Origin of the sequence: Haemophilus influenzae, from assembly GCF_003494325.1 — a bacterium.
Lineage (GTDB): Bacteria > Pseudomonadota > Gammaproteobacteria > Enterobacterales > Pasteurellaceae > Haemophilus > Haemophilus influenzae_I.
Window position 1 is genome coordinate 55,161 of the sequence record NZ_QQIK01000004.1, and the last position, 15,707, is coordinate 70,867.

Annotated in this window: 11 protein-coding genes; 3 read left to right on the forward strand and 8 right to left on the reverse strand. The window is 37.9% G+C overall.

What is annotated here, in order from left to right; translation table 11 throughout:
• Positions 1-58: 58 nt before the first annotated feature.
• The gene (locus DV356_RS07715) at positions 59-949 is read left to right on the forward strand and encodes an NAD(+) kinase (RefSeq protein ID WP_118806802.1); all 891 of its coding nucleotides are present in this window, start codon (positions 59-61) and stop codon (positions 947-949) included.
• 112 nt (positions 950-1,061) lie between these two features.
• Positions 1,062-2,738 (forward strand): DNA repair protein RecN, encoded by a 1,677-nt coding sequence (gene recN, locus DV356_RS07720; protein WP_118806767.1) that lies wholly within the window; start codon positions 1,062-1,064, stop codon positions 2,736-2,738.
• An 83-nt stretch (positions 2,739-2,821) separates the two neighbouring features.
• On the opposite strand, the gene glnE is transcribed toward recN, so the two are convergent.
• From glnE to dksA, 8 genes are all read right to left on the reverse strand, one after another.
• Positions 2,822-5,821: a bifunctional [glutamate--ammonia ligase]-adenylyl-L-tyrosine phosphorylase/[glutamate--ammonia-ligase] adenylyltransferase gene (gene glnE, locus DV356_RS07725; RefSeq protein WP_118806768.1), complete on the reverse strand. Its 3,000-nt coding sequence runs from the start codon at positions 5,819-5,821 to the stop codon at positions 2,822-2,824.
• 5 nt (positions 5,822-5,826) lie between these two features.
• Positions 5,827-6,762: a tRNA (adenosine(37)-N6)-dimethylallyltransferase MiaA gene (miaA, locus tag DV356_RS07730; RefSeq protein WP_118806769.1), complete on the reverse strand. Its 936-nt coding sequence runs from the start codon at positions 6,760-6,762 to the stop codon at positions 5,827-5,829.
• Between the two features lie 7 nt (positions 6,763-6,769).
• On the reverse strand, positions 6,770-8,671 hold the full coding sequence (mutL, locus tag DV356_RS07735; protein WP_118806770.1) for a DNA mismatch repair endonuclease MutL: 1,902 nt from the start codon (positions 8,669-8,671) through the stop codon (positions 6,770-6,772).
• Positions 8,672-9,970 carry a LysM peptidoglycan-binding domain-containing protein gene (locus DV356_RS07740; RefSeq protein ID WP_118806771.1) on the reverse strand — a complete coding sequence of 433 codons (1,299 nt, stop codon included), beginning with the start codon at positions 9,968-9,970 and terminating at the stop codon, positions 8,672-8,674.
• Positions 9,971-9,977: 7 nt separating this feature from the next.
• A complete protein-coding gene (gene tsaE, locus DV356_RS07745) occupies positions 9,978-10,454 on the reverse strand; it encodes a tRNA (adenosine(37)-N6)-threonylcarbamoyltransferase complex ATPase subunit type 1 TsaE (RefSeq protein WP_005691003.1) in 477 nt (158 codons plus the stop codon).
• A 75-nt stretch (positions 10,455-10,529) separates the two neighbouring features.
• Complete coding sequence (gene folK, locus DV356_RS07750; RefSeq protein WP_118806772.1) at positions 10,530-11,012, reverse strand: 2-amino-4-hydroxy-6-hydroxymethyldihydropteridine diphosphokinase; 483 nt, start codon at positions 11,010-11,012, stop codon at positions 10,530-10,532.
• 8 nt (positions 11,013-11,020) lie between these two features.
• Positions 11,021-12,379, reverse strand: coding sequence for a polynucleotide adenylyltransferase PcnB (gene pcnB, locus DV356_RS07755; protein ID WP_112119571.1), 1,359 nt, complete (start codon positions 12,377-12,379; stop codon positions 11,021-11,023).
• Positions 12,380-12,626: 247 nt separating this feature from the next.
• Positions 12,627-13,064 carry an RNA polymerase-binding protein DksA gene (dksA, locus tag DV356_RS07760; RefSeq protein WP_005657744.1) on the reverse strand — a complete coding sequence of 146 codons (438 nt, stop codon included), beginning with the start codon at positions 13,062-13,064 and terminating at the stop codon, positions 12,627-12,629.
• Positions 13,065-13,323: 259 nt separating this feature from the next.
• Between dksA and DV356_RS07765 the strand changes: the two genes are divergently transcribed.
• Positions 13,324-15,690: a DNA internalization-related competence protein ComEC/Rec2 gene (locus tag DV356_RS07765; protein ID WP_118806773.1), complete on the forward strand. Its 2,367-nt coding sequence runs from the start codon at positions 13,324-13,326 to the stop codon at positions 15,688-15,690.
• Positions 15,691-15,707: the final 17 nt, after the last annotated feature.

The following is a 15,707-nucleotide window of genomic DNA, read 5'->3' on the forward strand; positions in this document are numbered from 1 at the left end:
TAGTCTAACAAAAAACTATATAATGACGAAAATGTTAAATTCAAGTGCGGTTTATTTTATGAATAATTTATATCGTTCCTTTAAAACCATTGGGCTTGTAGGAAAACCTAGAAATGATATTAACCTACAAATGCACAAAAATTTGTTTCACTGGTTAACGGAACGTGGTTATCAAGTAATGATGGAAAAAGATGTTGCTGAAAAACTGGGGCTTCCTGCAGAAAATCTTGCAACACTTGATGAAATTGGTTGCCAAGCACAGTTGGTTATTGTGATTGGTGGTGATGGCAATATGTTGGGCCGTGCTCGCGTATTAGCAAAATATGATATTCCATTGATTGGTATCAACCGTGGTAATTTGGGATTTTTAACGGATATTGACCCGAAAAATGCCTATTCCCAGCTTGAAGCTTGTTTAGAACGTGGCGAATTTTTTTTGGAAGAACGTTTTTTATTGGAAGCAAAAATTGAGCGTGCAGGTGAAATTGTATCGACAGGTAATGCAGTGAATGAGGTGGTTATTCACCCTGCAAAAATTGCACATATGATCGATTTTCATGTGTATATCAATGATAAGTTTGCATTTTCACAACGTTCTGATGGATTAATTGTTTCTACTCCAACAGGCTCTACGGCTTATTCTCTTTCCGCTGGTGGCCCGATTTTGACACCTAATCTTAATGCGATTGCGCTAGTGCCTATGTTTCCACATACATTAACTTCTCGTCCTCTTGTTATTGATGGCGATAGCAAAATATCGATTCGTTTTGCTGAACATAATACCTCTCAATTGGAAGTGGGGTGTGATAGTCAAATTACCTTGTCTTTTACTCCAGATGATGTGGTGCATATTCAAAAAAGCGAGCATAAACTTCGTTTGCTTCATCTGAAAAATTATAATTATTACAATGTGTTAAGTAGTAAATTAGGTTGGTTAAAATCATTTTGATTATGGTAAAAATTTTCGATTGAAATAGATTTGACAAAATACTGTAAAAAAATCCTTTACTGTAAATTAAATCAGTTATATCATATTAAATATACAGTTAAAGGGTTTTATTATGCTTACTCAACTTACTATCAATAATTTTGCGATTGTTCGCCAGCTTGATATCGAATTGGCGAAAGGAATGTCTGTTATTACTGGGGAAACTGGGGCTGGTAAATCTATCGCCATTGATGCTTTAGGTTTATGTTTCGGACAAAGAGTAGAAACCTCAATGGTACGCGAAGGACAAGAACGTGCAGAAATTTGTGCAACTTTCCAACTAGAATCGAAAAATCCTGCTTATCACTGGCTGAGTGAGCAAGAATTACAAGATCCAGATAATCCAACAGAATGTATTTTACGTCGTGTGATTAATGCCGACGGACGTTCTAAAGCTTTTATTAATAGTACACCAGTATCCGCTTCCCAATTAAAAGAAATTGCTCAATATCTTGTTCATATTAATGGGCAGCATGCTTCTCAATTATTGCTAAAAAATGACTACCAGCTTCAGTTAGTTGATAATTTTGCCGCGCATTCAGAACTGCTTACAAAAATGCGTGAAGACTATCAGGCATGGAAAAATCTGCAAAATCAAGTAAAAACCTTTCAACAGAAAGTGGCAGAAAATGAAGCTCGTAGACAACTTTTACAGTATCAAGTGGATGAACTGGATGAATTTAATCTTCGACCAAATGAATATTTGGAATTAGAAGATGAACAACGTCGTTTATCTAGCAGTGAACAGCTAACTCAACTTTCCCAATCGGTGCTGCAAATTTTAAGTGAAAATGACACGGTAAATATCGATAGTTTGCTTTATCGTGCGACACAATATATTGATGAATTAGCTGAACTTGATCCGCAATATGCTGAAGTGCAAAATATGTTGAATGATGCGTTGATTCAAGTGCAAGAAGCAACCAGTGAAGTGCGAAATTTATCGAGTAATATCGAACAAGATCCTCAACTTTTACAGGAAATCGAACAGAGAATTAGTCAGGCTTTACAACTTGCTCGTAAACATCAAGTTAAACCTGAAGATCTTGTGGAACATCACAAAAAATTAAAAGCAGAATTAACCGCACTTTTAGATTTTTCTGACAGTGAAGAGATGTTGATTGAGCAAGAAAAACTGGCATTTGAACAAATGAAATCAACGGTTACAGCATTAACAGCAAGTCGTCAGCAATCTGCAGCTCGCTTAGCACAAAATGTCACGCAGTCGATAAAACAACTTGCAATGGAAAACGCTGAATTTTATGTAGAGTTGAATACGGATTTAGATAAAGTGAGTGCAAATGGTGCGGATAATGTGATTTTCACTTTGCGTAGTAATTTAGGACAACAACCGCAGCCATTAGCTAAAATTGCCTCTGGTGGTGAGCTTTCTCGTATTTCTTTAGCCATTCAAGTTTTAACTTCTGATCAATCGGCTATTCCAACGTTAATTTTCGATGAAGTGGACGTGGGCATTAGCGGAAAAACAGCAAGCGTTGTCGGAAAACTTTTACGTCAATTAAGTGAACGCTGCCAAGTATTATGCGTAACGCACTTGCCACAGGTTGCTTGTCATGGCCATCATCAGTTTAATGTGGAAAAATTTACTGTGGATAATAAAACTGAAACAAAAATGACCGCACTTTCACAATCTGAACGTGTACCAGCCTTGGCAAGACTCTTGGGCGGAAGTGAAATTACAGAATTAGCTCTAGCCAATGCACAGGAAATGTTAGATTTGGTTCATTAAAAATAGGATTGAATATTTAGTTTTTGGGAGGTTTCAAGAAGATTTGTGATGAAGGCTATTTTGAAACGTTCACAAGCCATATTTTAGGATACAAATAACCTATCCCAAAATGCTTGAATAAATGACCGCTCTTTAACAAATTCACTGTCTTCCACAACGGAAGATTTACCCAACAAATTTAAATGATGAATGGTATTGCGTAAATCGACATAACATTGTTTTAATGTGTCGCAGTCTGTTTGGCTAATAATTTTAGCCTCTGCCATATCATCGAAAATACGTACATTGTCTGACCATTTTGTTAGTTGTGGTTTTTTCGGGGCATTGGCAAGCATTAAATATTGAGCAATAAATTCTATATCTGTAATGCCACCGCGATCTGTTTTAAGGTTAAATTCACTGTGTTTTGAGTGAGATAAATGGGTAAACATTTTTTTTCGCATCTCAATAACATCTTGTTTTAATTGTTCAATATCTCGTGATGCAGAAAGCACTTGTTGGCGGATATGCTCAAATTTAGCTTTAAGAGATGATTCGCCAAATATTGGACGAGCGCGCACAAGTGCTTGTTTTTCCCATGTCCAAGCGTCATTCAATTGATAATGGGAAAATGCAGAAAGAGAGCAGCCAATTAAGCCAGCATCGCCAGAAGGGCGCAGGCGCATATCTGCCTCATAAAGTACGCCAGCGGAAGTATTTATGCTGAAAATACTCACAATCTTTTGTGCCAAGCGTAGGTAAAATTGATTGCTATCAATCACTTTTTTGCCACCTGTTGTTTGACTTTCTACGGCATCGTACAAAAATACGAGGTCTAAATCGGATTTATAACCGAGTTCAATACCACCTAGTTTTCCATAACCAATCACTAAAAATCCTTTTTCGTTATTTTGTAAATGTTCAGGTACACCAAATCTAGAGGAAACTTGTTTCCAAGCTAGATTCACAACCACTTCAATAATGGCTTCAGCAAGATAGGTTAAATGATCGCTTACTTTCATTACTGGCAATGCACCTAAAATATCTGCCACTGCCACTTTTAATAGGGTTGCTTGTTTAAATTGACGTAAAGCATCGATAAGCTGTTCTTCATCATCAGGGGGTAAACGAAGCAAATATTGGTGTAACTCTGTAGGATATTGGGTAAATGGCAATGGATGACGTAGTGCTTCCGTATTAAGCAATTCATCTAATAAGATAGGATGGCGCGCCAATTGTTCTGAAATAAGTTGAGACTGCGCACAAAGTTCAATAACTTGCTGAAGGGCACGAGGATTTTCCAACAATAATTCTAAATAAGTCGTACGACTCGAAATTTTTTCAATAATGTTCAGTATTCGGGGGAGCAAAGTGCGGTAATTTTCTTGTTCAAAAATGAGTGCAAGTATTGTTGGCATCAAATGACTCAAAACATCACGCCCACGCGAACCAATCACTCTGTGATTTAGGCCGTCTTTGAATTGAGCAAGCTTTTCTAAAACTTCATCAATATTATTTTCTGATACACTACTCTCTAATAATGTTTGTTCAATATCCTCAAAATCTGCTTCTAAAAAATCTTGCCATTGGCTATCAGTTTGTGAAGGCTCATCTTGTTCATCACCGATTAATTGAGTAAATACTGCCCGCACTTTTTCTTGTTTTTGTTGTAAAGTGCGGTAAAAATCGTCCCAATTTTCTATTGGATAATGTTTTTCAATGGTTTGATTATTTTCATTTAAACAGGTGAATGTTTTACATGCCTCGACTAAACGAATTTGATCTATTTCATCGGTTGGTAGTGTTTGAGTTTGTTGATCGTTAATGGCTTGTAGAATGTTTTCTACGCGGCGTAAAAAAATATAACTTTCACGTAAATCGTGGAATTGTTGTTCGGTAATTAATCCTAGTTTGGTAATTTCAGGCAAGATCTTTAAGAGTGAATGTTGTTGCAGATTGATTTCTCGCCCGCCTCGAATGAGTTGAAAAACTTGTACGATAAATTCGACTTCACGAATACCACCAGCACCTAGTTTAATATTATCTTTCAAACCACGACGATGTACTTCTCGCTCAATTTTGCCTTTCATTTCACGTAAAGATTGAATCACACTAAAGTCAATATAGCGACGATACACAAAGGGGCGTAACATTTTTTGCAATTTAGATACGTTGGGATCCTTTGTTTGTACGCCCAATACTCGCCCTTTAATCATTGCATAGCGTTCCCAATCTCGACCTTGATCTTGATAATATTGTTCCATTGCTGCAAAGCTGAGAACAAGCGCACCGCTGTCACCAAATGGGCGCAAGCGCATATCGGTTCGATACACAAAACCATCAGAGGTAAATTCATCTAAGGCAGAAATAAGGCGTTGCCCTAAACGTGTAAAAAATTTCGTATTATCTACAGAACGTCGAGCATTCGTATTATCTACAGAACGTCGAGCATTCGTATTATCTACAGAACGTCGAGCATTCGTATTCTCAACGGACGTTTCCCCTTGTGATGGATAAGTAAAAATTAAATCAATATCTGAGGAAAAATTTAGTTCAAAGCCGCCTAATTTCCCCATTCCTAGGATATAAAGCTGCTGCGGATTGCCTTGTTCATCCATTGGTGTGCCTATCTCCGCACAGGCTTGATGATAAAGCCAATCGCGGGCAGAGATAATTAAACTTTCTGCAAGTTGTGAAAGCTGAACAAAAATTTCCTCAACAGTCGCAAGATTCAAACTTTGACAAAAACTTAATTTTGCCATTTCAATGTTACGGAATTGGCGTAATGTTTGATAGAGTGCAGTTTCGTCATGTACATTGGCTAACTCTCTATTCAAACGTTCAATATAGGCAGTGCAATCTGCAAAACAGGGGGATTTTTCCCACCATTGTTTCACTAAGTGCGGGTATTTTTGCAAGACTTTTTCCACAAAGTCAGACATTGCTATGGCATAGCCTAATTGATAAACAGGCAGTTCTGGATGATTTGAATTTTGTTGAATAGCTTCGTGAATTTTTTCTGGGGAAAGCTCTGGAAAAGATTGGCACAGGATTGTGCCAAGAGATTGTAATTTTTGTTCAATGAGGGCAGAAAGTGCGGTCATTTTTTCTAACCTTTTTGATAGGAATCTAAGTGACGTAATACGGTTTCTTTCGCTTGTTGAGGTTGCAAACTATCTAGCCATTGTATTGGTGTTTTCCAACCGCGTAGCCAAGTAAGCTGGCGTTTTGCAAGTTGGCGCGTAGCGCAAATACCACGGAAAATCATTTCCTCGTAAGCGTAATCACCTTGCAAATATTCCCACATTTGACGATAGCCTACACAGCGAATTGACGGCAGATTAATATTTAAATCGCCACGTGCATAAAGTTTTTCCACTTCTGCTTGAAAGCCTAGTTCAATCATTTTATGAAAGCGTTGTTCGATGCGTTCATGCAAAACATGGCGATCTTGCGGCGCAATTGCAAATTGCACAAAATCATAAGGCAAGGCTTCGCCTTTTTCTTCAGTCAGCTCTGTGAGTGATTTTCCCGTGATATAAAAAACCTCTAAAGCACGATTGATTCGTTGAGAATCACTGGGATTAATTCGGGCGGCAGAAATAGGATCGATTTTGGCGAGTTCTGTATGCAATGCTGCCCAACCTTGTTGAGCTGCTTTTTGTTCAAGCTCGGTGCGAATATTTTCATCAGCAGAAGGCAAGGGAGAAAGCCCTTCAATTAAGGCTTTGTAATACAACATGGTGCCGCCCACTAGTAACGGAATTTTGCCTTGTGCGGTAATATCCGCCATTTCGCGTAGCGCATCATCGCGGAAATTCATTGCGGAATAGCTTTCTGATGGATCTAAAATATCAATCAAACGGTGAGGCGCAAGGGCTAGTTCTTCTTTTGATGGTTTCGCTGTGCCTATATCCATTCCTTTATAAATGAGTGCTGAATCCACACTAATCACTTCGACTGGAAGTGAGTTTCGTAATTGAATGGCTAAATCTGTTTTACCTGAGGCAGTTGGCCCCATTAAAAAAATTGCAGTTGGTTTCATAAAAAATTTAAATTTCGTCTAATAAAGGCTGCCAATTAACAGGTTTGAGTAATTGGGTGAATGCGGTGCGATTTGTTTGCGTCAGTAAACGTTCTGTCTCGCTTAATAAATTGAGTGCATCCGCTAAAGCGTTAAAGGTTTTGCATTCTAACTGTGCACAAAGTGCGGTTAAAAATGGGGATGAATTTTCATTTTTTGTTAGCATTGTCATCACGCATTTTTGTAGATTTTGCGTGCGTAATATACTTGGTACGCGATTTAAGGTTAAGCGTAATTGGGCTTGATTTTCGATAAATTCAAAGCCAATTTTTTTGAAGTCATCTGAATATTGTTGCCATTTTTGGAATTGTGATTCGGTTAAGCGAAACACGATTGGAATCAATAAAGGCTGTTGTCCGATGTGTATTTGTTGTAAAGCCAATTGCCATTGCAAGCGTTGTAATTTTTCCAATGAAAGCAAAAAGAAATCTTGATTTTGTTGTAATAACAGCGCGCGATTTTCAATAAGTGAAAGGGTGCGTAGATGTGATGAGCACTCAATTATTTCAGTTGGGATGATTTTGGCTGTATCTGAAATATTTTGTTGTGCTGTATTCGATATATCCTTTTGCTCTGTAGGCGGTAATGTGCGTAACAATTCCCCATACAACTGCTGTTCTGTTTTACTTGGCGTGTCTTTTTTATAATTTTCGCGATAATCACGATAGTCTGCTGTGACATGGCTTGATAAGCCGCGACCATCAAAAAAGTGCGGTGGATTTTGCTGGGGTTTTTCATAATATTGTGGCGCAAAGCTATTTTGCCCCGCAGCTGCACGATTAGGACGAATGCTGTAATTCGGCTGGGGTTCACGCACTGTATTTTCTTCGTGATTTTCTACCGCACTTTGTTCAGTATGCCAATTAATCTGTTCTTGATTGTTTAGTGCATAACTTATGCCTTCGTAAATAAAATCATGAATCAGACGTTGTTGATGAAAGCGTACTTCATGTTTGGTTGGATGAACATTGACATCTACATCGTGCGGATTTAAATCAATAAACAACACAAACGCAGGATAAGCATCGCTTGGCAAATATTGAGCGTAGGCTTGTCTAATAGCGTGGTTGATCACTTTATCACGCACCATTCGCCCATTGATATAGCAATAACTTAAATCATTTTGAGTTCGGCTAAAATTTGGTGTGGCTACCCAGCCCGATAAATGTAAATCATCGTGTTTCCAATCAATTCGTAAGGCATTTTTGACAAAATCATCCCCACAAATCGCGGCGACACGTTTTAGTTGTTGATTGATTGCTTCGGCAGGACGGTATTGACGCACAATTTTTCCATTATGCGTTAATGTAAATGCCGTGTTGAATTTCGTTAAAGCAATGCGGCGAATGACTTCATCAATATGAGCAAATTCTGTTTTATCTGTGCGCAAAAATTTTCGGCGGGCTGGTGTGTTGAAAAAAAGATTGGCGACTTCAACTGTTGTGCCAACAGGATGTGATGCGGGTTTGATTGTTGTTTCCATATCACGACCTTGTGCATAAACTTGCCAAGCTTCAGTTTGTTCTTCAGTGCGAGAAGTAAGGGTTAGGCGTGATACAGAGCTGATACTTGCTAAGGCCTCGCCTCGAAAGCCCAAACTTAAAATGGCTTCGAGATCATCAAGATCGGCTATTTTACTCGTAGCATGTCGTGCTAAAGCAAGACTTAATTCTTCTTTTGGAATGCCACAGCCATTGTCACGAATACGGATTAAATTTGCCCCGCCATTTTCGATGTCGATTTGGATTTTATTTGCGCCTGCATCAAGGCTATTTTCCACTAATTCTTTTACCACAGATGCAGGGCGTTCTACCACTTCTCCAGCAGCAATTTGGTTAGCAAGTTGTGGGGAAAGAATTTTAATTGGCATTTACTTTTCTCTTAATTTAATTTTTTGTCCTGTAATAACTTTGCCATTTTTTAAATGTGGATTTAGGCTCAATAGTATATTTACTGGAATGTTATATTCCCTCGAAATAGCATAGAGTGTTTGGTTTTTTGTTACTTTATGATAGAGCGGAATTATATTTTTTTGATTGTTGTTTTGTATATTCTTCTCTTTTTTTAAATCTTTATTGGTATTATTTACTGATCTATTTTGTTTTTTGTGAGAACTATTTTCATTAATTATTAATGGTTTATTTTTTATATCGCCATTATCAGGAATTTTAATACTTTCATTTAGCCAAAGTGTTTTTCTTTTTAATTGATTTAATTTAATAATATCAGAGACTTTTACGTGATATTTATTTGATAAGCTACCTAAACTTTCTCCTTTTTTTACAATATGGCGAATGCCACTGTCTTTAATATTATCTTCATTTATATTTTGTTCTGAAGTGCGGTTATTTTTCCCTGATTTTTTTATATCGTTTTGTTTGATGTTTTGAACTAAATTGTCTTTCACTAAGGCATTGGTTTTACCGCTACGGAATGCAACTAAGCCTTCATAAATCATATAAGCAATGCGGCGGCGATAGGCTTGAGAGTTAAGTTTTTTTTCTTCTTCTGAATTGGAAAGAAATCCCGTTTCTACCAACACAGAAGGAATATCTGGCGAACGTAGAACACCTAGACTTGCATGTTGTGGCGTACTGCGACTTAATATTGTTACTTTAGCAAAATGGCGCAAAATATGTTCGCCTAACGCATAGCCAGTACGTTGGCTATGTCCAAATTGCAGATCAAGTACAGTCTGATCAAGATATTTGTCATTATTGTGTGAAAGTACTTTTCCTGCGCCACCAAGTAATTCTGAGCGTTTTTCATCGTCTTCTAGCCATTGACCCATTTCATCATTGGCTCGACGGTTTGACAATACCCAAACAGAAGCCCCACGACGATCAGGCGATTCAGATGAATCAGCATGGATAGAAATAAGATAATTCGCTTTAAATTTACGTGCGATTTCTGAACGTTCAGGCACGGAAATATAATAATCACTTTTACGCGTTAATACTCCACGAAAATGTGGATCTTTATCCAATAAGGCTTTTAATTCTTTTGCAATTGAAAGGGTAACATTTTTTTCATAAATACCTAAATTTCGGCTGATTGCACCAGGATCTTTTCCTCCGTGACCTGGGTCAATCGCAATCGTAATAGGTGCTGCCAAAATAGAGAAGCTAAATGTCGAGAAAAAAAGAAAAAATAAGATTTTAGTTTTCATAAATAAGTTAATTAGAAAATGCGCTTATAATATTTTTACCCAAATTTGTTTGTGCGATTAATTCAATATTTCGTGCATCATCGTAATAATCAATATTCACTAAAATATCAGCTTCTGGCAATATGCCTTGACCTTTTTCAGACCATTCAATTAAGCAAATGCTATTAGTATTAAAATAATCTCTAATACCCATAAATTCGAGTTCTTCAGGATCAGCTAACCGATATAAATCAAAATGATAAATCATTTTGCCTGCAATATTATATTCTTCAACCAGCGTATAAGTTGGGCTTTTTACATTACCTTGATGACCTATACCTTGCAGCATTCCGCGCGTCAGCGTTGTTTTTCCTGCCCCAAGATCACCGTTAAGATAAACCATAATTGCTTTTTCTGTATGCAATTTTAAAAGAATTTCGGCGAATTTTTTGCCGAAGCGGAGCATAGAAAATTCATCAGGGATATATTGAGTTAAGCTTTCCATAACAGGTTATGAATGAAGAAAAATGTGGGCAGATTCTACCGCACTTTTGAGATTCATAAAAGTGCGGTGAAATTTCTAGGGATTTAATTTTATCATTTCATGGTCAGCAAATTGCTTGACCAAATCTGCTAGTGGCTGAGCGTTAGGTAAGACCAAATCTGATTCGATTTCAAACAATGGCACAATGACAAACTCACGGTTATGCATATCGTAATGTGGAACTGTTAAGCGTTCGTTTTGAATAATTTCATTGCCGTAAAGTAAAATATCTAAATCTAATGTGCGTTCGCCCCAGCGACGTAAACGCACTCGACCTTGCTCGTTTTCAATACGCTGTAATTCATCTAATAGCTTGAGCGGACTAAGTTCGGTTTCAATTTTTGCAACGGCATTCACATAATCGGGTTGATCTTGTGGGCCGAGCGGTTTGCTTTTATAAAAAGAGCTCGTCGTTACTAAATGCGTGTTTGGTAACTGACTTATCGCTTTAAGCGCAGCATGTAATTGTTCTACTGGTGTGTTTAAATTGCTACCTAGAGCAATATATGCAGTAATCATATCTCCCCTTACTCTGCTGAACGTGTTATTTTACGACTGCGTGGACGGTAGTATTTTTTCTTTGGTTTAGGATGTAAGCGTTGTTGCTCTTGTATCAACTGTTCGCGCTGTTCACCATTGCTGAATTGATATTCGTGCCACCATTTGGCTAATTCAATGGTTTCGCCACCTTCAATTTCTGCACGCATAGCCAGTAAATCAAAGCCTGCACGGAATTTTGGATGTTCCATGGTACGCATTGGTGATGAGCCAGTACGTTTTAATAATTGCAGCTGTAAGAACCAAATATCACGAATGACCGCAGTATGACGACGTGGTGCAGCCAAAGCACGGCAGAATAAATCTAAAACTTCATTACCCGCTAAAGCATAAGCATCATGGTTATTTAGACCGCCTTCATTTTTCAAGATTTCCACTTTTTCGCGTAATGGATACCAGAAAAATGCTGCAAATAAGAATGCAGGATTAATACGAAGTTTATCCGCAACACGTTCATCTGTCGAACTAAGGGCGGTAATGATCATACGTTCTGCAAAACTATCTTCTTTCTCTGTAAAATATGCGCTTAATGCAGGGAAAAGTTGTTCAAATAAACCATATTGGCGTAATAAACGATAGGTTTTTACCCCTTGTCCCGCCTGCAATAATTTTAAACTTTCGTCAAATAAGCGAGCTGGCGGAATATTTTTTAATAAAGGCGCAAGTTCACGAATTGGCTGTTCACTTGGTTTTTCAAGGAACATATCAAGTTTTGCCATAAAACGAATGGAGCGTAGCATGCGCACAGGATCTTCTTGATAACGTGTAACAGGATCGCCAATTAAGCGTAGTTTTCCTGCTTTGAGATCTTTAATGCCCTCGAAATAATCTCGTAACGTATTATCTTGTGGATTGTAATACAGCGCATTGACCGTAAAGTCTCGGCGCACTGCATCTTGTTCGATCGTACCGTAAACATTATCGCGCAGTAACATGCCTTCATTGCTCTGTTTCGCTTGATTTTCATTGCGAGCATCACTGTGATTAGCACGGAAAGTGGCGACTTCAATAATATCTCGACCAAACATAATATGTGCTAAGCGGAAACGGCGACCCACTAAACGACATTGGCGTTGAAAAATGTTTTGGATTTGCTCAGGGCGGGCGTTTGTTGCAACATCAAAATCTTTTGGTTTTTTACCGAGCAATAAATCACGGATACATCCCCCGACGATATAAGCCTCGAAACCTTGACGTTGCAGTTTTTCCACTACATTGAGAGCATTACGGCTAAAATCACGTGGAGAAATATCAAATTGAGCCGCTTTAATCACATTTTTATCATAGCGACGTGTTTGTTCTGATTTTTTTGCTCGCGCTTTTGGCATTTGGCTATTAGAACGCTCAACTCGTTTAGAATGAGCACTTGTTTTGGCAACCTCTTTTGATTTTTTTGTCTTCTTGCCAAACAAATTTTTGATATAAGTAAGAATAATTTACTCCGTTTTGTTGTTGGAAATAAATGACTTGGCTCTTTTCTTGTAAAGAAAAAGGCAAGTGGATTTTCCTGCATTTTTAAATGCAAAAAAGTGCGGCTAATTTTAACCGCACTTTTGTATTTTTCAATAGAATGAATTAACCAGCGACTTGTTTTTCGCGGATTTCAGCTAAAGTTTTGCAATCAATGCAAAGATCTGCTGTTGGGCGAGCTTCTAAACGGCGAATGCCAATTTCTTCACCACAACAATCGCAGTAACCAAAATCATCGGTATCAAGTTTCTTCAAGGTCGCTTCGATTTTTTTCATTAGTTTACGTTCGCGATCTCGATTACGTAATTCTAGACTAAATTCCTCTTCTTGAGTTGCTCGGTCTGCAGGATCGGGGAAATTGGTTACTTCATCCTGCATATGTGCAACGGTGCGAGAAGCTTCTTCCACGATTTGCTCGTGCCAAGCATTAAGAATCTTTCTGAAATGAAGAATTTGCTCTTCATTCATATATTCTTCATCTTTTTTCATTTGATAAGGCTTAACGCCTGCTAAATCTAGCAAGCTCAATGATTCTCTTGACATCTCTCACTCCTAATACATACAGAATTTAAGCGTGGACTTCACGACTTCCTGTCTTGTTATTTTAGTTTGTTCCTGGCTGCTATTTTAGGAACCCAACTTTTGCGGGCGGTATAAATATCAGAAGTTGTTTGTTTTAGCAAGTAAATTTTCCTGAAAAATTTATTTTTACGATATGGATCGCAAAATTTGAAGCAACCGTTTGCATATTTAAATAAAACTAGCCTAGGCTTAGAGAGACTGGAATTAATCTTTTATAAAAATGAAATTAAACTTAATAACTTTAGCTGTCTTGTTAATTGTCGCGGATTTAACGTTGTTATTTCTACCGCAACCGTTGCTATTGCCTTGGCAAGTTGCTCTCGTTATTGCGCTTGTTTTGATTTTTCTTTTTATTTTCTTGCGTAGAAATTTCTTAGTTAGCCTTGCTTTTTTTGTTGCCTCTCTTGGCTATTTTCATTATTCGGCTTTGAGTTTATCACAACAAGCTCAAAATATTACCGCTCAAAAGCAAGTGGTAACTTTTAAGATTCAAGAAATTTTGCACCAACAGGATTATCAAACGCTTATCGCCACAGCAACATTGGAGAATAATTTGCAAGAACAACGAATTTTCTTAAATTGGAAAGCGAAAGAGGTGCCTCAATTATCGGAAATTTGGCAAGCTGAAATTTCTTTACGTCCCCTTTCTGCACGATTAAATTTCGGTGGGTTTGATCGGCAACAATGGTATTTTTCAAAGGGGATTACGGCTGTTGGAACGGTAAAAAGTGCGGTGAAAATTTCGGATGTTTTATCATTGCGAGCAGAAAAATTGCAACAAGTAAAGAAGCAAACGGAAGGATTATCTCTACAAGGTTTATTGATTGCCTTAGCTTTTGGCGAACGGGCTTGGTTAGATAAAACCATTTGGTCAATTTACCAACAAACCAATACCGCGCATCTTATTGCTATTTCTGGCTTACATATTGGGTTGGCTATGGGGATTGGATTTTGCTTGGCGCGTGTTGTGCAAGTCTTTTGCCCCACCCGTTTTATTCATCCTTATTTTCCTTTAGTTTTTGGTGTTTTATTTGCTTTAATTTATGCGTATTTGGCTGGTTTTAGCGTGCCAACTTTTCGTGCCATTTCAGCACTTGTTTTCGTTTTCTTCGTTCAAATAATGAGGCGGCATTATTCGCCTCTTCAGCTTTTTATGCTGGTTGTCGGATTCTTGCTTTTCTGCGATCCATTAATGCCACTTTCGGTCAGTTTTTGGCTTTCTTGTGGTGCAGTTGGTTGTTTGATCCTCTGGTATCGTTATGTGCCTTTTTCACTTTTTCAATGGAAAAATCATCCCTTTTCCCTAAAAGTGCGGTGGATTTTGGGCTTATTTCATTTGCAATTGGGGTTATTGCTCTTTTTTACGCCTTTGCAACTTTTTCTATTTAATGGCTTATCGCTGAGTGGATTTTTAGCCAATCTTATGGCTGTTCCAATTTATAGTTTTTTCCTTGTGCCATTAATTTTATTTGCCGTTTTTACTAACGGCACAATGTTTTCTTGGCAACTAGCAAACAAGTTAGCCGAAGGAATTACTGGGTTAATTTCTGTTTTTCAAGGGAATTGGTTTAATGTTTCATTTAATTTAGCATTGGTTTTAACCGCACTTTGTGCAGGAATTTTTATGTTAATTATTTGGAGTATTTATCGAGAACCAGAGGTTTCATCATCAACTTGGAAAATTAAACGACCAAGATTTTTTACATTGAATCTCAGTAAACCTTTGCTAAAAACTGATCGAATCAACGTTTTGCGATGTTCTTTCGGCATTATTCTTATGTGTTTTATGATTTTGTTGTTTAAACAATTGAGCAAGCCAACTTGGCAGGTAGATACTTTAGATGTGGGGCAGGGCTTGGCAACGCTGATTGTGAAAAATGGCAAAGGGATTCTTTATGATACGGGTTCTTCTTGGCGAGGTGGAAGTATGGCTGAGTTGGAAATTTTGCCTTATTTACAAAGAGAAGGGATTGTTTTGGAAAAATTGATTTTAAGCCACGACGATAACGATCACGCAGGTGGTGCTTCGACAATTTTAAAGGCGTATCCCAATGTGGAATTGATTACCCCTTCACGGAAAAACTATGGGGAAAATTACCGCACTTTTTGTACTGCTGGGCGTGATTGGCATTGGCAAGGGTTGCATTTTCAAATACTTTCTCCTTACAACGTTGTGACACGAGCTGATAATCCCCATTCTTGTGTGATTTTAGTCGATGATGGAAAGAATAGCGTTTTGCTAACTGGCGATGCTGAAGCAAAAAATGAGCAAATTTTTGCCCGCACTTTAGGCAAAATCGATGTGTTGCAAGTGGGGCATCATGGGAGTAAAACATCGACAAGTGAATACTTGCTTTCTCAGGTTAGACCAGATGTAGCGATTATTTCTAGTGGGCGTTGGAATCCGTGGAAATTCCCTCATTATTCGGTTATGGAAAGGCTTCATCGCTATAAAAGTGCGGTAGAAAATACCGCTGTTTCGGGGCAAGTGCGGGTAAATTTTTTTCAAGACCGATTAGAAATCCAGCAAGCTCGCACAAAATTTTCCCCTTGGTATGCACGTGTAATTGGATTATCAAAGGAATAAAAGGTACAATGCACGCA

What these genes read in the sequence shown, in the direction of transcription:
- miaA (WP_118806769.1), bottom strand. Translation starts at nt 6,762, where the DNA reads ATGAAACCAACTGCAATTTTTTTAATGGGGCCAACTGCCTCAGGTAAA.
- DV356_RS07715 (WP_118806802.1), top strand. Translation starts at nt 59, where the DNA reads ATGAATAATTTATATCGTTCCTTTAAAACCATTGGGCTTGTAGGAAAA.
- mutL (WP_118806770.1), bottom strand. Translation starts at nt 8,671, where the DNA reads ATGCCAATTAAAATTCTTTCCCCACAACTTGCTAACCAAATTGCTGCT.
- tsaE (WP_005691003.1), bottom strand. Translation starts at nt 10,454, where the DNA reads ATGGAAAGCTTAACTCAATATATCCCTGATGAATTTTCTATGCTCCGC.
- pcnB (WP_112119571.1), bottom strand. Translation starts at nt 12,379, where the DNA reads ATGCCAAAAGCGCGAGCAAAAAAATCAGAACAAACACGTCGCTATGAT.
- recN (WP_118806767.1), top strand. Translation starts at nt 1,062, where the DNA reads ATGCTTACTCAACTTACTATCAATAATTTTGCGATTGTTCGCCAGCTT.
- DV356_RS07765 (WP_118806773.1), top strand. Translation starts at nt 13,324, where the DNA reads ATGAAATTAAACTTAATAACTTTAGCTGTCTTGTTAATTGTCGCGGAT.
- dksA (WP_005657744.1), bottom strand. Translation starts at nt 13,064, where the DNA reads ATGTCAAGAGAATCATTGAGCTTGCTAGATTTAGCAGGCGTTAAGCCT.
- DV356_RS07740 (WP_118806771.1), bottom strand. Translation starts at nt 9,970, where the DNA reads ATGAAAACTAAAATCTTATTTTTTCTTTTTTTCTCGACATTTAGCTTC.
- folK (WP_118806772.1), bottom strand. Translation starts at nt 11,012, where the DNA reads ATGATTACTGCATATATTGCTCTAGGTAGCAATTTAAACACACCAGTA.
- glnE (WP_118806768.1), bottom strand. Translation starts at nt 5,821, where the DNA reads ATGACCGCACTTTCTGCCCTCATTGAACAAAAATTACAATCTCTTGGC.